Genomic DNA, 25,836 nt, shown 5'->3' on the forward strand with positions numbered 1-25,836 from the left:
TCTTAGTTCCTGATTACTGTATTTTGCGGTGCCGGGACCGCTGAAAAGCCTTTTTCATACGCTAACTCTTCAGCACCTCCCTACACTTATTTTTATATAAGATTAGTGCCGCAGCTATCATTAACAGCATGCCACCAATCGAATACCAATAGATTCCGTAACCTCCTGCACTGGGCAGGTCATATACTGGAGTATTCTCAAAGTAAAAATGTATGATAGTTTTACCCTCTATTATTTCACTTTGATGTGCAGGCTCTTTTTCTGATGATGTAATAGATTTCAGTCCGCCTTTCCCAATTTCTATAGTCCAGTTTTCTTCGTTAATAGAATAGCCTGTTGGCGCTTTTTCCTCTGTCAGAATATAGGAACCATGTTCAAGATTGTCTGTTGTTATTTTAGTTGTAAAATCCTTATCGCTATACCATTCTATTATTCCATCGTTACTGGACCGTCCATAATATGTTGGCTTACTTAGGGCCTCTATGGCATTACTTGGTCTTAGCTTAAACTCCGCACCGCCCAAAACGATATTCTCTCCACTGGTACTCCTTTTGATAATATCCCAGTTTGTAAATACAACTGCATTGGTAAATTCTACTTTCCCGACAGTTCCACCATCTTTCATATTATAACTGTAGTTCTTAATGACATTTTCTTTGTCGGTATTGTTTCCTAAAACAAAAGTTGCAGATTCACCCTTAATATCTGTATAATTTTCACAATTTGTTATGGCATTATCTACTAAAAGATTTTGTAAATCGTATCCAGCCACAGGAACTTCTGTAATTTCATAACTTCCTCTTGGTAAATCCTTAAGCTCCGCTGAAGTTAATGATACTGATGTCTCGCCTGCCGGTATAACAATAGAAACTTCTTTAAACTCTTTACCATCCTTCTTGATATTAAATTTAAAAACTTGCTTTTTTTCAGATGCTTTTTCTAAATTTTTCGTAAGCTGGATTTCACCAGAGATTACTTTTACTTTGTATATACCATAAGGCTTATCAATTACATCTTTGAAATCCGGCGACTCTTTACCAGAAACTTTGCCATCATTTAAAGCTTCTACGATATGATCCTCATCACCAGAAATATAAACTTTATTATCTATAGTAGTATTAGTATTACTCTGATCTGTAGGGATTCCAGCGTCATAGGTAACCTTTAAGTAAAATGTAGTATCACTATCCGGTATTCTATTTGTTAGTTCTTCGGCAGTAATCCCTTCTGTACACGCTTCATTTGTGTACCAAGATAGATTAAAATCGTTAGCCTCCACTCCATAGTGTCCAATATATTTTGTATCAAAGAGAGAGTTTAATATTGCTTCTTCTGTAGGTACAACATCGCCTTTATAAATAGTTACTATCTGATTGCTTACATCCAATTCAGCTTTTACATTAACTGTTGGCTGTGGAAGTTTTGCTCCAACGCCATTTTCAAAAACTATAGAGGAATTGGATTGGTTCGTTGTAACAGCATTACCACCAATATAATTGTCTCTTGCTTTAATATAAATATTTGCTGACCAGCCAGAGTTACCTGTCTGACTATTTTTAGGTGGAATTGTTATTTCTGACCACACAACATACCAGTTTCCAGAGCCATCTTTTTTAAGTAGTCCTTTGTTTCCAAGATTATCTGAAATCTCTGAATTTTCAGGCAAAGGAACTCCGTTTATATCAGTCACTTCAAAACGTGAATCAATATAGTCTTTCACTGTTGCATTTTGGATTGGTATACCAGTTATAACTGATTCCAAAATTAAATCAAATGAGTCAACCAAGCTAGCAGCACCACTGGCAAAGAGAAATTTACCATTGCCGTTATTAGCAATTTTTGTTAAATGATTCTCTCCTTCTGTATCTACGAAAAAGCCTATCGTATGAATTGTTATACCTTTTTGTCCCATAGTGGCGGCAAAATTTTCAGCACTCGTTTTATTAGTGGTAGGAACACCGTCTGATAATAAAATTGTAAATTTTTCATTTTTGCTATCAGCGCTAAATGTTCCATTTGCTTTAACAAGCCCATCATACGTATTCGTAGATGATGTAGTTGACAATCCATTAATGTATGATTTCAAAGAATCTTTATTTTCGCCGATATTCTGCATGGTTCTTCCTACCGACGCGCTCCCTGCAAAAGCAGTTATTGAAATATTACTGTTAGGAGAAATCTCTGCCAATGAGTCAATAAATTCGCATGTTGCCCGCTTCATAATTGCCAATCGTGTAGAATATCCGGTGTAATATTTTAATGAAGTATCAAGAGTTACATTTGTTTGGCTCTTCCATCCATGATTTTCATTGTCCGGTGCATCTGCAGAGTCTTCTACATAGTAAGTCCATCGTCGCCATCTGTTATTACTATACTGCAACCGATATAAATTTCCATCAGCTTCATAATAATAGTATGTTCCGTTTGGAGAAGGCGCACCAGAAACTGGTTTACTTATATCTACCCCGCCATAATAGTTCATGCTGTTTGACCTATCAAGGACCAGAGCAACATCTACTTCTTTAGTACCGCCTTCTGTGGTTATAGTTTTAATCGACGACGCGTTTAGCTTAATTTGATAAGTTCGTTTATCCCAATCAATAAGTTGAGCTGTTTTATCATAGACAAGCTGTTCGTTTATGAACTCCTCAATTAACTGGTTTGGAATTTCAGTGATAGCTGTTTCGTCTTCATCATCTATAGCAAATAGTTTGGCAACAGCTTTACCGTCCTCGTATGCGACGGTAATCTTATAAATCTTATCACTAGGAATATATCCGTCAGGAGCAGTCGTCTCTTTAAGATAATACACATCTCCTAATTTTAAATTTTCAAGTGTAATGGTTCCGTTTTCAGATGTAAGCTCTTCTTTTGCTACTGTCTCACCATCCTCATTTTTGTATGTGTTAACAGGCTGTGTTAATTCTGCATCTTTATAAAGTGTGAAACCAGCACCTGCAAGTTTTGCTCCTGTTTTAGAATCAACTTTTGTAAATGATAAACTAGTCGTTCCAATTTCATTGACTTCGATAATACTGCTGTTTGGTAATGTATAATACATATTACAGTTTGAAAGGTTGGCTCCTCGTTCCAAATAAAGAACTGTTAACCGATGTTTCTCGGCGCCATTTTCTTTTACGTACTGCGTTTTATCTTCTTCGGAATAGCTTTGCTTATTAAGTAATACAGTCCACAAATCGACTTCTTGTGGCATAGCGTCATGAATTCCGCCTACGTCAACAACAACTTTTGTTCCATCCAAAACTACCCATAAGTCATCATCTCCTGAAAAACTATAATTTAATTCACCAATATAGTCTTCTAATGAGAATTCAATGTCGTAACGCATACCAAAATAATAATTATGGTTACTATCCGAATATGCTTCTTTACTTGCTTCCTTTCCCTTATAATCGTCTAATGGGAAAAACTTACTCATATCAGTAGCTTTATTTACACCGTTCTTTGTTACTTTACTTAACCTATAAGTATTTCCATCCCGGTCTAAATTTAGCTTATAATTCTTGTAGACCTGCTTTCCTTCAAACTCTTCATCTGTAAATAATCCTGGTTCTGTTAACGTTGCGCCATTGCTATTTGTTCCCATTAGTAAAGCGCCTGTATCAATGTCAACACCCGTTATAATATCTTTGTAAATATAATCGTCATATGTCTGAGACCAATTATTAATGTTTACCGTTGCGGCACTAAATGTATTAGTCTTTCCATTTTTGTCTTTATAGCTTACTCCTCCATAACTTTTTTTGGTGACATATTTTTCGCCTTGTTTCCTGTATTGTTCATTCCCAATTGCTAATTTAGTATTGTCTGCCGCCCCTTTAGGGTAATTACTACTGTCATTGATACTTTTGCCTGATTTGGGATTTATCTGATAGTCATAAAATGTTACTCCACCCTCAACATTTTTTTCTTTTGTAGCCGTATAATAAACTCGGTAATTGGTATCTTCAGTAATTACACGGTCATCGCCTATTTCGGTTTCCACTTCTTTTCCATACTTATCAATCGTAACTTTTACAATTTTAGTAACCTCATAATTTCCGCCTTTTACTCCTAAATCAATGGAACCTGTATTATCTAAATACAACGTGCTGTCTGCAAATATTTTGTCTTTACTTCCATCAATAAAGTGTTGGATATTTACTTCTATCTTTTTAGAAGTAGTTGTCGTGATTACATATGTAGAAAAATGATTTGTCGTCATTTCAACTGTATTGTTTTCTACGGTTTTTTCTATATTACTAGCTATCTGCTGTTCTTCATTAATATGATATACTTCAACATTTTCTGCGCCTGCAACCTTCTCTTGCACTTCTCCACCTTCAAATGTTACATTTACATTGCCAGTAGGCTGTGCTTCGGTTCCGTCCACGAGGAGCTTAATATCATATGCCTGATAACGTGCAATATTAGTATTCTCTTCTAATTCTTTTTTCTTTAATGCAATTTCCACATCTTTTATTTTATCTTCTGATAATTTAGATGCAGAAATCTCATAAGAACTTCCTTGGGGAAAGGATGTACTCGAACCGCTCATTGTAATAGTTGTTCCATCAATTATAGTTGAAACAGAAATATCGTTCGCAGTTTCTTGCCCTGTAGATTCTACTTGCTGCTCTCCACTTCCTTCTGGATTGCCTGTTGATGTATCTACTGTCGGCTGCTCAGTCTCAACATCTTTAGATTCTTCTTCCACATCAGGTTGGCCCTGTGTCTCCGCTGTGGAGTCCGCCTCTTCTGAAACTGCCGCCGGCTCGCTATTCACTTCTTGATTCGCTTCCACGCTTCTGGTATTTCCTGCGTCTGCGTCATCTGCCAGAACGGATGTCGCGCTGCTAAGCACCATTACCATGCAAAGCATAAACGCTAATATTCTTTTTTTCAAATTACTTTTCATGGCGTCCTCCTTCTATCTCTTTGTTTCCTTCTAATGCTCCATCTATCAGCTTCAACAATTCCAAAGCGCTTCTGAAGTACTGTTCCTGCTGCCCTTCGACCCATGTAACGCTTCCCTGCCAGGTAGCATTTTGACAATCTATTATTTTCAATATAAATGTCCCTGTTTTTTCTTTCTTCGCGCCCATACAAGTATCTTCATCTTCCCTTCTGGAATTCTCCGCATATTTCGTATCTTGATGCTATTTTACCGCACCAACTATTACACAAACCATTACCAAAAGATGTTTCTATTAACTTTTTTACTTTTTTTTAGATTTTATAGGCTTTGTGTAATGATTTTGTCTTAGCGATATAAAGAATGCGCCTTGGCACAGTCTTGCGCCGAGCGTGGTCGCTTGCGACATACTACGTCTTCACGCGAGTGTGCCTCCTCCCGGAGGGTTTTTATGAATAGGGGACATGGTTTCCTATGTTATAAAAAACTCCGGAGAAATCTATGGGAATCCCATAAACTCTCCGGAGTCTCTTTATATTATATTTAGTCCATTTCCAACGCATTGCTTAAAATCTTCAGCAGCTCCAGCACACTGACAAACTGCTGGACATTTTCCCCTTCCACCCATTCTACCTCACCCTGCCAGGTAGCATTTTGGCGGTATTTTACACAAATCAGGAAGGTTCCCCTGATTCCTCTGTACTTAGCCACATCTTGGGCGTCCACGACCTTCTTCAATGTCCCTTTTTTATAGTGTTCCACATTGGTAAATGTACGTGCCTGTGTAGAAGCCTGAGGGAAGGATATTCTATCAAAGAAATCCTCCATCGCCTCCATCAATCTCATCACATTCGCGAATGGCCACGGGGATTGATCATAACAGTGGTAGATTCGTCCTGTCATCTCGCCTTCGGTATTCTTATCTATACAGACGTTCATGATGTTTGGCGCATGCAAAGGTACATGCGTAATTTTCTTCTGACTCATACTATCCCTTTCCATCTCTTGTCCGATACCTGTATAAATTATTTCCACATTGTGTCATCCTTATCAAAACGAATCGGGGAATCTCCCTGATCCACGTCGGCCACGGATGATATGAAATATTCAAGATACTGTCCCCATGACTTATGCTCTCTTGCATAATACTTTTTTATCCGTTCAAATATCATGGCGCAATTTTCTTTATTCGCGCCTACTAACAAAATCAAGAACTGGGATGGGCTGTATTTGGTAAAACAGTCTCCCCTGCGCAGGCAGTATTTAATGGAAACATAGAGCTCTTCTGTCATCGCCTCAAGCTTGCTGCCGTTCTCCATAGGCTGACCTTTACCGTTGGTAATGCTGCACAGCATCATGTAGACCGACTGTCCATTCCTTTCTATCATACGGGAGATAAGGCGGTAATTATCACGGAAACTGGGCAGATTACAGTAATAGGCGCCGCCCTCTTCCTCTTCCTGCTCCTTCAGCCGTTTCTCTATATCCTTGAGCGCCTGTGGATTATAGTTCACCTTGCTGCTCATCATTTCAAATTGTGTCAGCATCTTCTCCGAAGGACTGATTCCCAGCTCTTCAAAGAACATTTTAGCTGTGTTTTCATACTCTTTTAAAGCTTCTTTATATTGATTCAAGGCGATGTAACAATCTATCCGCACGGCCTGCCACTCATCGAACGGATACATCTCACAGGCCGGGGCGCAGAGCTTAAGCACCTCCTCATAGTCACCGCTGTCCATTAAATAATTACATAACTGCTTTAACGCCTCTGTATATTGGTTCTTATACTGTATACCTTCCACAAGCGCCCAGTCATCACCGGACAAATCCGGCAGAAAATCACCGGTATATATCATACACGCCTTTTTCAACAGCATTATCTTCTCTTTCAGGTCTTCCGCCTCTTCGGCTTCCTTGATGAGCTGTGAGAATCTTCTTGCGTCCACCTCGGTCTCCATCGGCGCATCCCACCGGTAAATGCCCTTTTTAATATTTACATAATCATACGGGGGAAGTCCCGCATCCGCCAGCATTTTCTTTAATCTATGTACGGTGACCCGCAGATTGTTGGCCACATCCGCAAGTTCCTCCCGCCCGTATAATTCTTCCAAAAGCTTTTCTCTGGCAATCCCCTGCTCGCCCCTGTATATCAGAATCTGAAGCAGCTTCATTGCTTTAGTCGCGTTGTTGCGGCCGAATGATACCGGTTTATCACCATATGTAATAGAAAAGCCTCCTAAAACATGTACACTTAACTTAGGTAAATTCTCACTCATAATTCGCTCCTATAATGCTTTCTACATTGAAATTTGACTCGCACTATAACTATTATAGCCAATCACAAAATTTATGACAACGTATTTTCTGAAAAGTTACCAAAATTGTAACTCTTATGCTATACTAAAATATATATTTTTCGGAAGGAGAGGAGGTTCGTATATGCAAGGTCACGCTGTTGTTCGCAAAGGCTGTCTCTTAGTCATATGCTGTTTAATTCTCTCTTTTTCTATTGCCTGTACGGCCTGTTCTTCCAAGAGTGAGGCAAAAAATAGCTCTTCTAAAAAGTCCTCCAGTTCTAAAGGCACAAAAAAAGAAGCGCCCCGGGATAATACACCGCAGGTACTGATACCTCAGGCATCGGGAAGTACTGTATACACCGGGGATGTGGTGTCGATAGACGCCTCCAATACGGCAGAGGGCTATGTAATGGTCCAGTACAACGGCAGTAATGAAAAGGTCAAATTCCAAGTAAAGACGCCAGACGGTAAAGACTATACTTACCTCGTCACACAATATGGAGAGTACGAAGTCTATCCTCTGCCGGGGGGCAGCGGCGCATATACTTTAACGCTTCTTGAGTCGGCTTCCATCGAAGATGACTTGTATGCCATTTCTTTTACCCAAGATGTAGATGTGGCCATTACCAATGAATTCACCCCTTTTTTGTATCCGAACAAATATGTTGACTTTAACGAAGGCACGAACGCGGTCAAAAAGGGAAAATCACTTGCCAAAGACTGCTATTCGGATTTAGATGTGGTGACAAAAATATATAATTATGTTATCAAGACCATTAAATACGATACCCCTAAAGCAGAGAAGGTTCCTTACGGATACACGCCGGATGTGGACGAGACACTTTCCACAAAAAAGGGAATCTGCTTCGACTACGCAGCCGTAATGTCCTGTATGCTGCGCACCCAGAAGATTCCTACTAAGCTTGAAGTAGGATATGTCGGCGATATCTATCACGCATGGATCAGCTGCTATGTAGACGAGATTGGCTGGGTCGATAATATTATTGAATTCGACGGCAAGAACTGGTCCCTGATGGATCCTACTCTGGCCGCCAACAATAAAAGCTCCGATGTCAAAAAGTACATCGGTGACGGCAGTAAATATGTTGTAAAATACACCTATTAGAATTAGAGTTTTAATACGGAAAAGGAAAGGAGTCGCCTATGGCCGCACAGGTACAGCAAAAATCACTTTCAAACATGGAAATCGCCGCTTTCTCCGAACAGATGGCAATGATATTAAAGTCAGGTATTTCCTCAATGGAGGGGCTTTCTATCATGCTTGAGGACGCTCAAAGCGAGGCAGAAAAAGTGCTTCTCGGCACGATGAATGAGGAGATGCTTGAGAGTGGAAAGTTATATGATTCATTGAAAAAAACAGCGGTCTTCCCCAGCTACATGCTGCAGATGGTTCAGATTGGCGAAGAGACGGGCACTTTGGATGAGGTCATGGAATCGCTTTCCTCCCACTATAAGCGGGAAGAAGCGATAGCAAAAAGCATACGGAGCGCACTGACATATCCTTTGATTATGATAGGAATGATGCTGCTGGTCGTTATTGTCCTCATCACAAAAGTAATGCCTATATTCAATCAAGTATTTATCCAGCTCGGCCGTGAGATGACAGGATTTTCAGGGGGAATTTTAGCTTTAGGAGGCGTCCTGTCACGATATGCTTCCGTATTTATTGCTTTACTGATTGCATTGATTCTTCTTTTTATATATTTTACAAAAACGGCATCGGGACGGAGCAGATTACTGAAATTGGGATATCATTTTCGTTTTTCCAGAGAGCTCTACGAAAAAATGGCTGCATGCCGTTTTGCCGATGGGATGTCTCTAACCTTAAAAAGTGGCGCTACTCCAGAGCACGCTCTGGAATTTTCTAAAAATTTAATTGATAATCCTTATTTTTTAAACAAAATTGTTTCTTGCCAAGAATTATTAAGTGAAGGAAAAGATTTACCTGAAGCACTTCATGAAACAAAAATATTTACCGGCATCTATTCGCGCATGACTTCTCTGGCTGGAAAAGCCGGAATTATGGATGAAATCATGGAGACGATTGCCGCACAGTACGAAGAGGAGGTTGATGAGAAAATCAACTCATTTATCTCAGTTTTAGAGCCTACTCTGGTAATTATCCTTTCTATAATCGTAGGTATTATCCTATTTTCTGTCATGCTTCCACTTATGGGAATTATGGCGGGATTATAGCAAATAAAGGAGGTATTCGATGGCACGTTTTTACCATGGCAAAAAAGAACACCATTTTCGCCGCCTTGTCCTTTCAACATTGTTGTTCTGCAGTATTGCCGCCTGCTTTTATGTTGGAGTGGATTCGGTTTCTTCCCGTACAAAAGAAGAGCAAAAAAAGAGTCTTGAGGCAGCTATTCAGAGAGGGATCACCCACTGCTTTGCCGTAGAAGGAAGATATCCTGAAAGCCTGACCTATTTGAAAAAAGAGTATGGGATTCAATATGACAGTAATGATTTTTTTGTAGATTATCAGATTGCCGGCGCAAATATAATGCCGGATGTAACAATTATTGAAAAATAAATGGGCAGGAGGACAGACATGCGTTTTTCAAATGAAAAAAAACACGTAATAGACTTTATGTTTCCAATTGCATTATTTTTTGTGTTTGCAGCCTCCTCTCTGGTTGTCATTATCTTATCTGCCAATATTTACAGCAGTACGACCAAAGCCTCAGAATCTGGCTTTAATACCAGAACGGTTCTTTCTTATGTAACAGAGAAGATTCATCAAAGCGATCAGAATCAGGCAGTGTCTATCGGTACTTTCGACGGCCTTCCGTCATTAGTCATTGAACTTACCTATGACAACGATCAGACTTATGTCACATATATATATGAAGATAACGGTATTCTGAGAGAATTATTTATACAGGACGGTGTAGCTGCCTCTGCGGATAGCGGCAGGGAAATTATGCCCGTCCACAACTTTTCTATGGAGCAGCTTTCGGATAACCGCTTTTACTTTACTTGTACCACGGACAGTGGAGAGACCTCGTCAGCCGTTGTCTCCACAAGAAGTGAGAAGGAGGCGCCTTATGAGTAAGCAAAGCTCCAGACGTTCCAGTCTGTTCCTATTAGAATTAATTGCCGCCATCTTCTTTTTCAGTCTGGCTTCTGCAGTGTGCGTGCGCTTTTTTGTCAAATCACATACCATAAGTCAGGACACAAAAAATCTGGACATGGCTGTCAATCAGGCCTCTACCTTTGCAGAACTTTTCCGCAGCGGCGACGACCTATTTCCCTTGCTGGAGAAAGAGTATTCCGCCGGTAAGCTATCGCCGGATAAAACTACATACACAATTTATTATGACAAAAACTGGGAACTATGCCCGGTAGCAGACGCAGTCTTTAGTCTCACTATTGAGCAGACGACGGACGGGCACATCTCTTCCGGTAGTTTTGTCGTCGAGGAAATAAAGGGTAATAAAGAAATCTATAATCTAGAAGCCCAGAAATATATCCAAGAGGAGGGCTGGAATTGATGAAGAGAAGACAAAAAAGTTATCCCGCCGTCCAGTTTGGCACCTCGTTGATGCTTGTTGTATTTATGATTTTATGCCTTACAGCCTTCGCTACGCTTTCCTTGTCAAGTGCCATAAGAGATTATGAATATAGTAAAAAGGCCGCGGATAAAACTTCAGATTATTATAAGGCAGACGCGGCGGCTGGCTGCAGGCTGGCGGAGATTGACACAATACTAAAAGAGACGGCTCAGGCAAACCCGGCATCCGGCGCCCCGTCCTCTTATATGGAACAGGTTCTGGACAGACTGCAGGACGAGAAGTTGTTTGATACACTAACGGACGAGGATTCTTCAAATCCACAGATAACTTACAACGTACCAGTCAACGAACGCCAGTCACTGCAAGTGACGCTGGCTTTAAACACCCCTGATACATCTGGTGACCGTCTATACCGGATTGTACAGTGGAAGGAAATATCCTCTCAGGAGTGGAACAATTCAACAACACTTCCAGTCATAGGAAGTGACTAGGAGGTAAAATCATGGATGTTATAAATTTACTGGAAAAAGCAGTTGCCGACCGGGCCTCTGATATCTTTATCGTTGCCGGGCTTCCCGCCTCATGCCGCACAAACGGAGTCATTGTACGGGAGAGCGAAGAACGGCTGATGCCGCCCGAGACCCGGGAACTTTTGAATCAAATCTATCATCTGGCGGACGACAGAGATATGACCGATCTCCTTCAAAACGGGGACGATGATTTTTCATTTGCCGTCAAAGGACTTTCCCGTTTTCGGGTAAGCGCGTATAAACAGCGTGGAACTCTTTCCGCGGTAGTACGTGTAATCACATTCCAGCTTCCAAGCCCCGAAGAAATAGGGATTCCTCCCAAAATCATAGAATTCGGGCAGCTCTCCAAGGGCCTCGTCCTAGTCACCGGGCCGGCAGGAAGCGGCAAATCAACGACACTGGCCTGCCTTGTGGATCATATAAACCAGACCCGTGAAAAACATATCATTACTCTGGAAGACCCTATTGAGTATCTTCACAGCCATAAGAAAAGTATCGTGAGCCAGCGCGAAATCAACGTGGACACCGATAGTTATGTCACAGCCCTGCGGGCCTCACTGCGCCAGAGCCCGGACATTATCCTTCTCGGAGAGATGCGGGACTATGAGACCATCGATGTAGCAATGACCGCGGCCGAGACAGGCCACCTCATTATATCGACCCTGCACACAATCGGAGCCGCCAACACTATCGACAGAATTATAGATGTGTTCCCGGCCAACCAGCAGCGGCAGATAGCCGTCCAGCTCTCCATGGTATTACAGGCCGTTATCTCCCAGCAGCTCGTCCCGGACAAAAACGGAAACGTCATTCCCGTTTTCGAGATTATGACCGTAACACCCGCAATACGCAACATGATAAGAGACAACAAAATCCCCCAGATTGACGGAATCGTATATTCCTCCAACAGAGAAGACATGATTGCCATGGACACCAACCTACTTAAACTCTACCAAGAAGGACACATCACCGCCGAGACAACAATCGCATACGCATCAAACCCTGAGATGGTGAAAAAGAAGATGGGGGTTCATTGAGGTAAAGGGGAGGGTGGCCAGAAGAGGATATACTGGGAAGAGAGAGGCGGGGCGGAAAGTTTCTTACCACGGCACGTTCTCAGTATATCCCCTTCTGGCTTTTTACTTTACTCAAGACAGAAATCTGTGTTGTTGTGTGTTGTACGCTTTTCTGTATATGAAAGTTTTTTATTTATTACTTACGAATGAGCCTTGATACACTAAATATTCTGGGATTTGCAAAGATATGGTACAACACATCAGTATTGAACATCAAAATTGAATAAAGCATATAGGCAACGGAACGCATAAAATCGGCGTTCCTTTTCTATTTCCAGTCGAATTTACTGCTACCTATACCGTAGCTGTCCGTGTGGACGCAGACGGAACGGCATTTCTGGGAACCTTTTTCAAGCTCTACCCTTATAGGTCATTTTATAATATTTGTAAATCTCTATGAAATCTTCAAAATTAGTCCTTATAATGAATTAGAGATAAAGAAAGGATATGAAAGATTATGAGAACAATTTTGAAAACAATAAAACTCTGTAAGTCTTTTAAAAATCAAAAGGCAGTAGACAATGTGTCGCTAAGTATTCATGAGAACTCAATATATGGATTGCTAGGACCGAATGGTGCAGGAAAATCAACAATCCTAAAAATGATTGTGGGCATATTAAAACCTACTTCTGGAAAAATTCAAATCAACGAGCATGACTGGCGCCGTAATGATTTAAGAAATATTGGTGCTTTAATAGAAATGCCCCCATTGTATGAAAATTTGACCGCATATGAGAACCTAAAGGTTCGTACATTAGCGTTGGGATTGCCAGATACAAGAATTTTAGAGGTTCTTGATATTGTAAATTTGACTGATACAGGTAGAAAAAAAGCAAAGCAATTCTCGTTAGGGATGAAGCAACGTCTTGGAATAGCACTTGCCCTCTTGCCAAATCCCCAAATTTTAATTTTAGATGAACCGACAAATGGGTTAGACCCGATAGGCATTCAAGAATTACGTGAGTTTATCCGTTCTTTGCCATCTAAAGGCATAACAGTAATCTTATCCAGCCATATTTTATCAGAGGTTGAACAAATTGCTGATGAAATTGGTATTATTGCAAATGGAAAATTAGGATATGAAAATCAAATTGATAATAGTACAAATTTAGAAGATGTTTTTATGAATGTTGTTATGAAATCTGAAAGGAGAAATATGAAATGAGTACCTTGATTCGTTCTGAAATCCTAAAAATGAAACATACTTTCCCATTAAAGTTAGTTGTTATTTCTCCCGTTTTCACTATTTTGTTAGGATTGGTTTTAAGTGGAACATCTGTTCAGCCTGCTTCTTATAATTGGTGGTACGAGATACTGCTTCCTATTACGCTATCAATTTTGTGTGCAAATACAATCATTCGTGAAAAGAAAACACATTATCAAAATGTATTATGCTTATCCAGCAGTCGAAACAAAGTATGGTTAAGTAAAATGATAGCAATCGCTATTTTACTATTACTTTCAAACTTGATAATGTGGCTTGGATGTACTATATTAGGGACTGTTGCAGAAACAAAGATTTCAATACTTAATGGTTTTATTAGTTGCATACTCTTGACAGTAACATATTTATGGCAAATACCATTTATTATGATACTATGCAAATTTGGCAGCTATCTGTCCTCAATATTACTTTCTATTGGTGGGAATGTTATCATATCACTTTGGGGTGCCGAGAAAAGCTACTTTCTTATCAACTTATATGCGATACCCGTAAGAATAGTTTGTCCTTTTTTAGGCATTCATCCTAATGGACTGGCTATAGAAACAGGCTCTTACTTATTGAATAAAGGAATTGTTCTTCCAGCTTTGTTCATTAGTTTAATGACAGCGGTTTTATTAACAATACTTTCCTCTAAATTATTGTCAAATGAGGTTAAATAAAATGGTTGAATTTATTAGATATACAAAAAGTGATTTATACAAACTAAAATATTCCAGCTTTTATTTCATACACCTCGCTTTGCCAATCTGCGGAGTTTGTTTACTTCTTTTATATACAGCGTTTTCATCAATAAGTGAATTAAATATAGTATCATCATTCTTTCAAATTTTTGCAATATGTTATCCTTTTGTCATTGCCATTGTTTGTACTATTGTTGAAGAACAGGAAATGGGTGCAGGATATTTTCAAAATTTGCTTACACTTCCTCATAGGGGATTTTCTGTTTTATCAAAATTTCTTATTCTTATAACCTTTGGTCTTTTAGCAATGATTGGGAGTGCTACTCTTTTCTATATATTGCTCCCTATTTTTAGAGATACTACGGCACTTTCTATTGAATTGTTTCTATTTCCTGCCTTTGTCTTATGGTCTACCAATATTATATTTTATGTAGTCCATTTCATGATAGCTTTTAGGTTTGGTAAAAATGCTTGTATAGGATTGGGTGCTATTGGCAGTCTATTGGTAGCGTTATTGCAAACGGGATTAGGGACAGGGATTTGGTTTGTCATACCATACGGAATCAGTATTCGTCTAAGTAATTATGCTTTAAATTATTTATTACGTATAGAATCTATACAAAATTCAGAAGTAACCACCGCTATAGTGATTTGTTTTACATTAACAGTTTTATTGATAATTATCTTAATGATTTGGTTTGGAAAATATAGCGGTAAACATACAGTGGAATAAAAATCCGAAACAGAAAATGGGGTGTTTATATGGCAAATATTTTAGTTGTAGATGATGAAACAGCAATGTTACATCTTATAGAAAGAATACTTGAAAAGGATAAGCACAATATAACTCTATGTGAAAATGCCAAAGATGTTTTAGACTTAGACTTTAGAAAATTTGATTTGATTTTATTAGATATTATGATGCCAGAAATAAACGGGTTTGAGGTCTGTGAAAAGATTCGCTTTTATGTTGATTGTCCAATTATTTTTCTGACAGCAAAGACACAAGAGATAGATATTATTAAGGGATTGGGCATAGGTGGAGATGATTATATTACTAAACCCTTTAGTGCAAGTGAATTACAGGCTCGTATTAGCGCACATTTACGCAGAGATACTAGAGAAAAAAAGTATTCTGTATCAATATCGGGAGTGACCTTTTTACTGAACGCAAAAGAAATTAGGGTAGATTCAACAAAAGTGCCACTTACAAAAAGTGAATATGAAATTTGTGAATATTTAGCGTTAAATAGAGGACAGGTATTTTCAAGAGAACAAATTTATGAAGCAATATTCGGGTTTGACGGAGAAAGTGACGACACGGTAATTGCCACCCATATTAAAAATATTCGTAATAAATTATCGGAAGTTGATATATCCCCGATAGAAACGGTTTGGGGGTGCGGTTATAAATGGCTGTAAAAAAACTACGCACTATTTTTATGAGATATATTTTATTAGTTGCCTGTGGAATTATTTTAATAGGCGCTATCAATATTGGAGCATATATGTTTTGTGTGAATACAAATGTTATAGTCCCAACCGTAAAAATTGATGAAGAAATCAGTAATGCCAGCGAAAAGTTAAAAACTTCCAACGAATTGGATTTCAATGATATTCCATTTTTTTGTGAATACTCCCTTTTTTCAGAAGATGGAAATTTAGAAAACAGTTCTCTTGAAACGAAAAAGGCTAAATCATTTTGGAGTATAAATATCCTCAATCACAAAGACAGTGAACGCCCATATCGTTATAAAACGATTGATCGCGGCAATGAAATACTGATTTTGCGTTATCGCATTGCGTCACAGTTTAAAAATGATATGTTAAGAAATTTCTTTCCTGTTGCAGATATACCTGTCTTAATCATAGCTTTCATTGAAATGATTGCTTTATTGATTTTTGTGTCACACTTGTTCGGCAAATATACAGGTGGAAAAATTCGGCAATTACTTGTTGTAACTCAAAAAATAGAGGAACATGATTTAGATTTCACAGTAAATGATAGTGGTATTTTTGAAATCAATGAAGCTCTAAAAGCATTGGAACACATGAAAAATGAATTAAAGAAATCACTTATGGCTCAATGGAAAGCAGATAAAATACAACAAGAACAAATATCCGCACTCGCACATGATTTAAAAACACCTTTAACCATTCTACGGGGAAATGCAGAATTATTGTATGATACAGAACTTATGGATAAGCAAAAAGAATGTGCTGATTATATTATGAATAGTTATGAACAAATGTATAATTATGTGCAAATTTTAATTGATGTCACAAAATCGAAAATCCCTCTTTCTTTTTCATTAGAGCAAATGAAAATTGCTGAAATCCTAAAGGAAGCGAAAATAAACGTGAAAGGCTTATGCGCTGTAAAAAATATTACTTTAAAATGGAATGAAGATTATAACACTATTTATATTCTTGCAGATAAAGAACAATTATTAAGAGCCATTTTGAATATCGCTTCAAATGCTGTTGATTATACACCAGATAACGGTAATATTTTGTTTGATGTTTATGAAGATATTCAGTATTTCAACATTGCTATCTCTGATACGGGAACGGGATTTTCTCCAGAGTCATTAAAACGTGCAAAGGAGCAATTTTATATGGGTGATAACAGCCGTACTTCTGGTACACATTATGGAATGGGGCTGTATATTACAAATACGATTATCAAACAACATAACGGGCAGTTATTGCTCGATAATTCTGTTGAAACTCATGGAGCAAAGGTTATTATTCAAATTCCTTTAAATACCATATGGAAGTGATTATATGGGAAAATTTTCGTCAGAAAAAGACAGAAAAATTGGAAACATACAATTTCCAAAGATTTCTGTCTTGAACTAAGCAGATTGAGAACGTGCCGTGGTAAGAAACTTTCCCATGCTCCCCTGCTTACGCTGGCGCAAATCGGCTCTATCTTTTCGTCCCCTATTCACGAAAATCTCCCTACTGGGCCAACCTGTAAATTGCTTCTAAATATATTTTCATCCAGATTGGTAGTTTATCTAACTCGAGATATTCGTTTTTTTGGTGCATCAAGTCTGGCTGGTCTGGGAGGATTGCGCCGAATGCGACGCAGTTATCCAGTGCTCTTGCGTAGGAGCATGCCCCGTCTACTTGTGGCTGGGCATCTACATCCCCGGTAACGTCTCTGTAAACGTCCATGAGTGTTTGTACGAGGAAGCTATCTTTGGGAACGTATATGGATTCTGTAATTTGAGGGTTCTCAAACTTAAATCTTGTGTTTTTTAATGTTTCTTCTATACGTTTCTGCGCGTCTTCGCACCGGTAAGTGACCGGTACGCGGTTGTCTATGGAAAAGATGAGTTTCCCGTCTGTAGTTTCGACTTTACCCACATTGAAGCTGAGGCGGCCGGACACTTCGTCCTCAAGTCCTACTCCCATATTTTCCCCATAGAGATCTGTTCCTATTTTTTCCATATAGAAATGAGCGATGCTGCCCAGTTCATTTTTCATGTGAAGGTCGTCGACGGCCTTCATAATTCCAGTAATTGCATTGGTACCCTTGGAGGGATTGGCAGCGTGGGCCGCAAATCCAAAGGCCTCCAGCTTTAACTGACTTTTTTCCTCGCTGCAGGCATAGCGGCATCCTGTGTAAGCTTCCCATTGTTTTAGACAATCCTCAATCTCTGTTTTTTTATCCGCAGAAAGCAGGACATAGGCATATTCGGCCACGGAATTGTAGGCATTTCCGCCCTCCAAAACAAGGTCTTCCTTCAACTCCGTCACGAGCTGGTACTGAAATACACCCTTCTCTGCATGTTTCAGAGGAAACTCTGCATCCGGCGTAAAGGATATCTGCGGCGGAGCTATTTTCTTCTTATTAAAATAGTAATCTACACATTTCCAATCTGTCTCTTCATTTGCGCCCACGATCAAGCGTACTTTTTTCTTCAAAGGAACTTGCATGTCTTTTAAAATCTTGAGCGCGTGGAGGCAGACCGTCATGGGACCTTTATTATCGAGAACGCCCCGTCCGTACAGCTTGCCATCAATGACTTCCGGCTGGAATGGATCGCATATCCAGCCGTCTCCGCATGGAACAACATCCACATGGCCAAGGATGCCCAGCACTTCCTCGCCGTCCCCATACTCTACATGGCCCGCATAATTATCGAAGTTCTCTGTCTCAAATCCCATCTCCTCCGCCATATTCAAGAAGCACTGCAGCGCGTCGGCCGCCCCTTTTCCAAAGGGCATGCCTTCCACTGCTTCAGATTCTACGCTGTTGACCGATACCAGCCTCTTGATATCCGCTATCAGGCTTTCTTTATCTTCTGCTATCTTTGTTTCAAAATCCATAGTGACACTCCGTTCTATTTATTATAAGAATAACTGAATGACAAGCATAATCGCACTGAAACCTGCCGTAATTCCCATCAGCGGCATAATGAATTTCAGCCATTTGTCATAGGTAACATCCACCATCGCAAGGGAAGCCAGAACAAGCCCTGTCGGTGTGATAAAGGAAATCAATCCCAGACCGTAAGCGTAGGCGGATACAATTGCTGCCCTTGAGACTCCTACGGTGTCGGCAAGCGGCGCCATAATCGGGACAGAGAGAACCGCAAGCCCGGACGAGGATGAGATGAAGAATCCAAGTACGATGAATACAAGCATCATTAAGATGATAAATACAATCGGATTCATGCCGCCGATTGCTCCGGAGAAGAATTCCAATATCGTGTCAGAGACCATGCCGTTTTCCAAAATAATGTTGATTCCGCGGGCAACACCTACGACAAGTGCGACGCTCATCAAATCTGCGGCTCCTCCGATAAACTGATCCATAAAATTCTTTTCACCGATTCCCGACGTGAAGGCCAAGAGAATCGCGCAGGCGAGGAACAAGGCCGTCATATTGTCGAACCACCAGCCTTGGGAGACAAGCCCCCAGACAAGAACACAGAAAGAAATACCAAATACCGTCAGGGACAGCTTCATTTTTCCGGTAAACTCAGGAACCTCACCCTGATGGCCGAATTTCTTCATATGATGCTCATACTGGTCATAACAAATGGACTTTGTCGGGTCTGCTTTAACCTTCTTAGCATAACGTAGGATATAGATTAACGTAATCGCTACGCCCAGAACCAAGGCAACGGCACGGATTCCCATGCCTTCCGCAAGACTGATTCCTGCGGCATTTGATGCATTTCCAACCGAAAATGGGTTGATGGTGGGGAACATTGTTCCGATAGAAGAGCCCATGTAAATCGCCGCGATGCACACCATTACGTCATACCCGGCCGCCAAAAATACGGGAACTAAAATTGGATACAGGGCGATTGTTTCTTCTGCAAGACCGAACGTGGTTCCTCCCGCTGCTATGATAACGGTAATCAAAATAATCAAAATATATTCTTTACCCTTTGTCACTTTTGACAAGACGGCAATTCCCGCGTTAAAGGCGCCCATATAGTTCAAAACGCCTATGCACCCGCCCAGTATAAAGATAAACAAAATAATATCGATTGTATCATATACACCCGATATGGGCGCAAGCAAAATCTTCAGTATGCCTTGAGGCTGTTGTTCTACCTTTTCATAAGTACCGGGAACTGCCACCGGCTTACTGATACTCCCGTCCAGAAATTTGTCAAGGTTACCAGTAACACCGAGTTCATCAAGAGATTCTTGGGTCGGCTCCATCTCCTCGATTTCTCCGTCCGGCGTCGTAATCTCAAACATGTCGCTCTTTGGATTGTAAATCAACTTAGAATATAACCCCGCAGGTACAACCGCTGTCAGCACCGCGGCAAAAATCAAAACAATAAACAGCACGGTAAGCGCCGTTGGGAACGATAACTTTTTCTTTTTATTTTCCATTTTTCCATCCTACCTGTTTTTATTATTCATTTGCAAATATTTTGACCAGCTCCACGATAATATTGACAGCGTCTTCCATTCCCTCCACTGTCACATGCTCCATAGGGCCGTGATATCCATGTCCTCCGGTGCCAAGATTTGGGCAGGGCAGTCCTTTAAAAGAAAGCTTACATCCATCTGTGCCGCCCCGAATCGGCGAGATGTCCTTCTGCACACCGGCAGCCTCACAGGCTTTTTCTGCATGTTCAATAAGATACATATGGTCACGAATAATACACTCCATATTTTGATACTCATCCTTTAACTCAAGAACTACTGTTCCTTGGCCCCATATTTCATTTAAGCTCTTTTCAATATGGCGGAGTGTATTTTTCCTTGCCTGAAAGCTATGCTCATCATGGTCACGGACGATATATTCGGCTGTCGCATGTCCCTCGTCTCCATGAATGCTCAACAAATGATAAAAGCCTTCATATGCCTCCGTGTGGCGGGGAGTCTCATATCTAGGCAGCATATGGTTAATGTCCGCCGCTATCAATACAGCGTTGATCATAATATCCTTTGCGGAGCCCGGATGTACATTTTTCCCCTGAATTACAAACTTTGCCTCACAGGCATTAAAGTTCTGATACTGAATTTCCCCTTCCCCGTCGCCGTCCAGCGTATAAGCCACATCGGCGTCAAATTTGTCAAAATCAAAATGAGCCGCTCCGCTTCCACATTCTTCATCGGGAGTAAAAGCAACGCTAATTTGGCCATGGGGGATATTCTTGTCACGAAGAATCTCTATCATCTGCATGATTTCAGCAATTCCGGCCTTATCGTCCACGCCAAGAATTGTATTTCCGTCCGATGTAATCAGTGTTCTCCCTTTACATTTTTTCAAATGTGGAAAATCCTTTGTGCTGAGTACTCGTCCACTTGTACCAAGCGGAAAATCCTCTCCATTATAATCTGGGGTACAGACAGGGTTGATTTCGCCGTCACAAAATTCGGCAACTGTATCCATATGTGCGATGAAACCAATCTTCTTCTTTTCCTCATATCCCTCTGTCGCAGGGATAATCCCATAGACAAAGCACTTATCGTCAAGCTCTGCCCTCGCCCCCAGTTCCTTCAGCTCTTGAACAAGGACATCCGCCAAATCGAACTGGCACTGCGTCGTCGGCACTGTCTCGGCATTTTCATTACAAGGTGTCTTAATCTTGACATAACTTAACAGCCTCTCCTCGACTTTCATAGTCTTTCCTCCTTATATAATCAATATGATATCCATTTTATGGGTTTTTATAGATTCAATCAAATGACCTTGATTTTCTTGACACGAAAAAAATCCATGTGGTATTATATTTTAAGTATAATGTAGTAATTATATTTACGATTTTTTATGAAACTTATTTTTTCACATAGCTAATTAACGGTAACATTGATTCTAAAGAAAGTGAATACACTATGAAAATCGATGAATGTATTGGCGGTAATATAAGGAAATACAGAACGGCATATAATATGACACTGAAAGAATTGGCCGAGAGAATCCATAAAAGTATTTCCACAGTTTCCAAATATGAGAAAGGCACCATTTCTCTTGATATGCCCACTTTCGCGGAGATAGCCCGCATCTTCCAAGTCTCCCCGGCTATGCTGCTGCAGTCTGCTGATGAGCTTCCCGATATTAACAATACATATGTACAGTCTGCAGAAGTATTATATATGTACACCTACGACAGCCCTAAAAAGTGCATTGTTCAAAGCATTATTGAGCGTTATCCTTCTGTAGAGCAGAATCATGCTTACAAAGTCAATCTGTTCAACGATGTGCACGACACAAAGAATCCGGGAAACTGTGGAGGGCTTTACACGGGAGACTGTACAAAAAAAGGATTCATTGAGACTTATATCCTGCATAACCAGATAGCAGAGTTGGAATATGTTTTAATTTCCTGTGTCGATAATTTGGTAAATCCATACCAGCAGCTGGGACTTATCTCCGGTCTTTCCAATTACACCATGTTTCCGGTTACATTTAAGACGATAATATCCAGTATCGAAATTACTAATAAAGATGTGCTGGAAGAAGAGCTTCAATTTTCAAAAGATGACTTTAAAGCAATGAAAAGAAATCAGTGTCTTACGATTTTGAATTCACGATAAAAAACAGTGCCTTTCTCCTCTGAGAAAGACACTGTTTTTCCACTTATATTTATCCCTCTTAATAATACAATATATCCTTTTATATAACATCCTTTTGTTTGCTGCTCTGTTCCAGCAGCCCTTCTATCAAAAAAATCAATTCCAATTCACTGGAAAATGGGATTGTCCGTTCTCTTTCTATAATATCTCCCTGCCAAGTATTATGCTGCCTTCCTGTTATTGAGATTTGAAATTTTTTTCCGCCTTTTATACTGTCTTCTTTCTGCATATTACTCTCCTTTTCCGCATACTTTACTCTTTGCCGGAACAAATAAAATCCCGGATTTGACTCAGCTTTTTATCTGCTATCGCATATCCCTGCCGGTAAAAAGCTTCCATCCGCTTTGTGTTGTTATCTGCCCGGCTGACCAATACCTTATGAGGGCGGATCAACAGTACCTTCTGCTCTTGCTCCAGTTTTTCCAGATACTTTATTGTTTCGTTGTAGCGTTGGTTCCTGCTTTCCAGTTGCTTCACTAGTTCCGGATAGTTTTTATATAACATGCGGTTCAATCTCTGTGGCTTTCTTGTCACAGGTTTTTGGTATCCTTTTTCTCTTGTAAGTATAACAATGTTTTTTTCATAGCCGCGCTCTATGACATGGCTTATGGGAATCGAATCTGATATGCCGCCATCCAGATACAGGCTCTCATCCAGTTTTGTCATGGGACACACATATGGTACGCTGCAGCTCGCTCTGGCAATCTGCATCAGACGTTTCCCATCATGCCGTTCTGACAGATAGACCGCTTTTCCGGTACGGCAGTCAGTCGCTACATATTCGCAGTCTGTCTCTGATGTTTCATATGCTTTATAATCAAAGGGAAGAATACGGTTTGGATATTCATCAAAACACAAATCAAAATCAATCATCCCTTTTCTTCTCAAAAAGTGGCTCCAATGAATAGGCGGACGGTTTCTTCCATTTGGAATCATACATGCACGGGACCGCCCCTTCTGTCTGGAAGCATAATCCATGGCATTGAAAGATCCCGCAGAAACTGCTGCCACATAGGGCAGATATATCTCATGTTCCTGCAGGCAATCCAGTACCCCGGCTGTAAATATCCCTCGGTTTGCGCCGCCTTCCAATATCAGTCCTACATTTTTCATCTAATTCATTTCCTTCTATTTCTATAGAATATTTCTATTTCTCGCTTCATTAATTGCTGCCGTCTGGCTCCTCACGCCCAATTTCCGGTAATTCTCACTAATATGATATTTCACATTGGCTATGGTAAGGCCCAGTTTACCGGCTATCTGCCGGACGGAGAAGCCTTCTGCCTGCAGCCGGAGTATATTCAGCGCATTTTCAGGCAGTTTAATCTCCCCAAAGCTTCCCGCATCAAGATATCTTGGGTAATATTCCGACATTTGTCTGCATTCTGCCCTGACCTGTTCTTCAAATCCTGCATCCTGAAATACAAACTTTTTTTCTTTTAACATTTTGTCAGTCACCGTCCCTTCACGGGAAAGCAGCCGCACAAAATGATAACTTTCAGCCTCACTGATACATTGCTGCATTATTTCAACCCATCTTTTCTGGTGAAGGCAGTAAAGGGCGGTACTCAGAAGCAGGCGGGCTTCCATCCGGATATAGGTGCGCTGCATTTTTTCAGCATAATGAATAAGCTGCTCTGCCAAAGTACATGCCCGCTCATATTTCCCCTGCTGGAGGTAGACCCTCACCTTGGTCAGATAGCGGAACCGCTCCATGGTGGCAAACTCGGCCAGCTCATCCGGAGCTTCCTTCATCCATGCTTCCGCCTGCGCATAATCGTTCAGATAAAGGGATATCCGGCAGCGGAAAGCATCCAGATTCTTCATTAACTTTGGCGCCTCTTTTTCAGCCCGTCCGGCAAATGCCTCCAGCTGCTCCATCGCGTATTGCTCATTCCCATCCAAGATGGACAGCCATGATAAAATTCCCGCCGCCACAAAGCCTTGTTCTATTTTGCCTCCGCTCTCTATCGCCAGCTTTCCCTTCTGGGCCAGACTCATGACTTCATAACTGTCCTGACCTTTTTCCAGAAAACTCTCCGCCAGAGCCAGTGGGACCAGACCTTTTCCATATTTCCCGAGGACAAACTCCACAGGTTTTCCAATGGACACCGCCAGCTCTCTATCATGCCGGCTCCATTCACAGAAATCCTTTCCCCCGTTCATCATCGAGGGAAGATTACTGGTCACGGAAAATTCCGGCAGACAGTTCCCACGTTCCCGGAGCAGCGTCCCGGTATGTTTTAATATCTCCGCCAGATTCACGCTTCCCCTGTGGGGCAGTCCAATATCTAAATACAGCAGGCGGCTTTTGGCCTCCCTCCGTTCGCTGCCTGTGTGGGTTTTGGCGTAAATCTCCAGTTCATGGTACCAGCGTTCACTCTCCTCTTCATTCATCAGTATCGACTGCAGCATACTCATCCCGGCTATCAATATAGGATTTTCTAATACTACTTCTTCCGGCAGATTCAGATAATAATTTTTCAGCTCATAGTAATGACCGGTAGCCGGATTTTTTCGCACATTGGATACCAGTATGCGGGAAATACTCTCCGTATCCCCATACCGCTCATACATAGACAAGGCCTCCGGAATCTGGTCATGCAGCTCATAATACAGTCCTGCATGGTGATATAATTGCCGGATTTTCTCCCTGCAGTATTTTCTCTGCAGCCGGCGGCGCATAGATAACAGCATCTGCCACCTGTACTGCCAGACCCCGTCCCTGCCGCTGACAGCGAAAAAGTTCCCAAGCTCCACCGCCCGGGCCAGCAAGGTGTCTACACGGCTGCTGCCGGTTATCATCTCTGCCAGCTCTTTTGTAAACTGCTCCACAATGGAAGTTTCCATCATAAATTCTTCCAGCTCCAAGTCCCACTGGTCATACACATGGCTTTCCAAATAATTTAAGAGATCCTCGCTGGTCTCCTCCGTATCCCCGCCGTGGAGTACCAGAAGCCGGATTGCAATAGGAACTCCCTGAGTGCATTTCCACATCTTCTCTTTTTCCGCACTTGACAGGACGCCCAGTTTTTCTTCCAGATAGGCGTCCTGCTGCTCTTTGGTAAAATAAAAGTCTTCCTCCCCAATGGTCAGAAACGAATACCGGATATATGTATCCATAAGCCATCCGGGTACCGGGGCTCTGGATATTAGAATCAACCAAACATTTCTTTGCTCCAGAAGAGCTCCGGACTGTTCGGTAAAACACCTGCGCTCCTCCTGATTTACTATCTCCTGAATATCATCCACTACAACGATATGGGGCTTTTCATCCTCTGGAATATAGATGTAATTTTCCTCGCAGACCAGCTCCACAGCCTTATGATAAAGATATTTTCTATGTATAAAAAACTGTTGGATCAGTGACGTCTTACCAATCCCTGTCACACCGTATAGATAAACCGGCGTCTTTGTCTTTTTTGCATTCCTCAGCTTATTTTCTGCATTTTCCGGGAACCTGTAATTTTCATCCTGCTGACTAATCATCATCACCCCCCATTTTTCATT

General features: G+C 40.8%; 23 protein-coding genes. 13 read left to right on the forward strand and 10 right to left on the reverse strand.

The window, feature by feature from the left end; translation table 11 throughout:
* Positions 1-61: 61 nt before the first annotated feature.
* From BN6465_RS19845 to BN6465_RS19860, 4 genes are all read right to left on the reverse strand, one after another.
* A complete protein-coding gene (locus BN6465_RS19845; RefSeq protein WP_066738567.1) occupies positions 62-4,918 on the reverse strand; it encodes a SpaA isopeptide-forming pilin-related protein in 4,857 nt (1,618 codons plus the stop codon).
* A complete protein-coding gene (locus BN6465_RS19850; protein ID WP_066738570.1) occupies positions 4,908-5,105 on the reverse strand; it encodes a hypothetical protein in 198 nt (65 codons plus the stop codon). Before BN6465_RS19850 ends, BN6465_RS19845 begins: the two co-directional genes overlap by 11 nt.
* A 353-nt stretch (positions 5,106-5,458) precedes the next feature.
* Positions 5,459-5,950, reverse strand: coding sequence for a hypothetical protein (locus BN6465_RS19855; RefSeq protein WP_227183667.1), 492 nt, complete (start codon positions 5,948-5,950; stop codon positions 5,459-5,461).
* Positions 5,941-7,191 (reverse strand): AfsR/SARP family transcriptional regulator, encoded by a 1,251-nt coding sequence (locus tag BN6465_RS19860; protein WP_066738574.1) that lies wholly within the window; start codon positions 7,189-7,191, stop codon positions 5,941-5,943. The genes BN6465_RS19855 and BN6465_RS19860 overlap by 10 nt, the downstream gene beginning before the upstream one ends.
* Before the next feature lie 163 nt (positions 7,192-7,354).
* Here BN6465_RS19860 and BN6465_RS19865 point away from each other — a divergent pair, with 163 nt between their 5' ends.
* From BN6465_RS19865 to BN6465_RS19920, 12 genes are all read left to right on the forward strand, one after another.
* Positions 7,355-8,338 carry a transglutaminase-like domain-containing protein gene (locus BN6465_RS19865; protein ID WP_066738576.1) on the forward strand — a complete coding sequence of 328 codons (984 nt, stop codon included), beginning with the start codon at positions 7,355-7,357 and terminating at the stop codon, positions 8,336-8,338.
* A gap of 38 nt (positions 8,339-8,376) precedes the next feature.
* Entirely contained in the window at positions 8,377-9,429 is a 1,053-nt protein-coding gene (locus BN6465_RS19870; RefSeq protein WP_066738578.1) for a type II secretion system F family protein, read from the forward strand.
* Positions 9,430-9,448: 19 nt separating this feature from the next.
* Positions 9,449-9,772, forward strand: coding sequence for a hypothetical protein (locus BN6465_RS19875; protein ID WP_066738580.1), 324 nt, complete (start codon positions 9,449-9,451; stop codon positions 9,770-9,772).
* A gap of 18 nt (positions 9,773-9,790) precedes the next feature.
* The gene (locus BN6465_RS19880; RefSeq protein ID WP_066738582.1) at positions 9,791-10,294 is read left to right on the forward strand and encodes a DUF4860 domain-containing protein; all 504 of its coding nucleotides are present in this window, start codon (positions 9,791-9,793) and stop codon (positions 10,292-10,294) included.
* A complete protein-coding gene (locus BN6465_RS19885; RefSeq protein ID WP_066738584.1) occupies positions 10,287-10,733 on the forward strand; it encodes a hypothetical protein in 447 nt (148 codons plus the stop codon). Before BN6465_RS19880 ends, BN6465_RS19885 begins: the two co-directional genes overlap by 8 nt.
* Entirely contained in the window at positions 10,733-11,245 is a 513-nt protein-coding gene (locus tag BN6465_RS19890) for a hypothetical protein (RefSeq protein WP_066738586.1), read from the forward strand. Before BN6465_RS19885 ends, BN6465_RS19890 begins: the two co-directional genes overlap by 1 nt.
* An 11-nt stretch (positions 11,246-11,256) precedes the next feature.
* Positions 11,257-12,321, forward strand: coding sequence for a type IV pilus twitching motility protein PilT (locus BN6465_RS19895; RefSeq protein WP_066738588.1), 1,065 nt, complete (start codon positions 11,257-11,259; stop codon positions 12,319-12,321).
* A 496-nt stretch (positions 12,322-12,817) separates the two neighbouring features.
* The gene (locus BN6465_RS19900; RefSeq protein WP_066738590.1) at positions 12,818-13,525 is read left to right on the forward strand and encodes a lantibiotic protection ABC transporter ATP-binding protein; all 708 of its coding nucleotides are present in this window, start codon (positions 12,818-12,820) and stop codon (positions 13,523-13,525) included.
* Positions 13,522-14,244 carry a lantibiotic immunity ABC transporter MutE/EpiE family permease subunit gene (locus BN6465_RS19905; RefSeq protein ID WP_066738592.1) on the forward strand — a complete coding sequence of 241 codons (723 nt, stop codon included), beginning with the start codon at positions 13,522-13,524 and terminating at the stop codon, positions 14,242-14,244. The genes BN6465_RS19900 and BN6465_RS19905 overlap by 4 nt, the downstream gene beginning before the upstream one ends.
* 1 nt (position 14,245) lies before the next feature.
* Complete coding sequence (locus BN6465_RS19910; protein WP_066738594.1) at positions 14,246-14,998, forward strand: lantibiotic immunity ABC transporter MutG family permease subunit; 753 nt, start codon at positions 14,246-14,248, stop codon at positions 14,996-14,998.
* 29 nt (positions 14,999-15,027) lie between these two features.
* The gene (locus BN6465_RS19915; RefSeq protein ID WP_066738596.1) at positions 15,028-15,687 is read left to right on the forward strand and encodes a response regulator transcription factor; all 660 of its coding nucleotides are present in this window, start codon (positions 15,028-15,030) and stop codon (positions 15,685-15,687) included.
* On the forward strand, positions 15,678-17,048 hold the full coding sequence (locus BN6465_RS19920; protein WP_066738598.1) for a sensor histidine kinase: 1,371 nt from the start codon (positions 15,678-15,680) through the stop codon (positions 17,046-17,048). The genes BN6465_RS19915 and BN6465_RS19920 overlap by 10 nt, the downstream gene beginning before the upstream one ends.
* A 181-nt stretch (positions 17,049-17,229) precedes the next feature.
* On the opposite strand, the gene pepV is transcribed toward BN6465_RS19920, so the two are convergent.
* Genes pepV through pepT form a run of 3 tightly spaced genes read right to left on the reverse strand, consistent with a single transcriptional unit; the run spans position 17,230 to position 21,373 of the window.
* Positions 17,230-18,606, reverse strand: a complete 1,377-nt coding sequence (pepV, locus tag BN6465_RS19925) for a dipeptidase PepV (protein WP_066738600.1) — start codon at positions 18,604-18,606, stop codon at positions 17,230-17,232.
* 21 nt (positions 18,607-18,627) lie between these two features.
* Positions 18,628-20,133, reverse strand: a complete 1,506-nt coding sequence (locus BN6465_RS19930; RefSeq protein WP_066738603.1) for a YfcC family protein — start codon at positions 20,131-20,133, stop codon at positions 18,628-18,630.
* A 22-nt stretch (positions 20,134-20,155) separates the two neighbouring features.
* Complete coding sequence (gene pepT / locus BN6465_RS19935; protein ID WP_066738605.1) at positions 20,156-21,373, reverse strand: peptidase T; 1,218 nt, start codon at positions 21,371-21,373, stop codon at positions 20,156-20,158.
* 212 nt (positions 21,374-21,585) lie between these two features.
* Here pepT and BN6465_RS19940 point away from each other — a divergent pair, with 212 nt between their 5' ends.
* Entirely contained in the window at positions 21,586-22,287 is a 702-nt protein-coding gene (locus BN6465_RS19940) for a helix-turn-helix domain-containing protein (RefSeq protein WP_066738608.1), read from the forward strand.
* Between the two features lie 79 nt (positions 22,288-22,366).
* Here BN6465_RS19940 and BN6465_RS19945 read toward each other — a convergent pair whose 3' ends face one another.
* The 3 genes from BN6465_RS19945 to BN6465_RS19955 are packed head-to-tail and all read right to left on the reverse strand — an operon-like array spanning position 22,367 to position 25,815.
* A complete protein-coding gene (locus BN6465_RS19945; RefSeq protein WP_066738609.1) occupies positions 22,367-22,555 on the reverse strand; it encodes a hypothetical protein in 189 nt (62 codons plus the stop codon).
* Positions 22,556-22,578: 23 nt separating this feature from the next.
* Positions 22,579-23,439, reverse strand: coding sequence for a patatin-like phospholipase family protein (locus BN6465_RS19950; protein WP_066738612.1), 861 nt, complete (start codon positions 23,437-23,439; stop codon positions 22,579-22,581).
* 21 nt (positions 23,440-23,460) lie between these two features.
* Entirely contained in the window at positions 23,461-25,815 is a 2,355-nt protein-coding gene (locus BN6465_RS19955) for a LuxR C-terminal-related transcriptional regulator (RefSeq protein ID WP_227183662.1), read from the reverse strand.
* Between the last annotated feature and the right edge of the window lie 21 nt (positions 25,816-25,836).

It is taken from the genome of Bariatricus massiliensis, assembly GCF_900086725.1.
Classification (GTDB): Bacteria; Bacillota; Clostridia; order Lachnospirales; family Lachnospiraceae; genus Allocoprococcus; species Allocoprococcus massiliensis.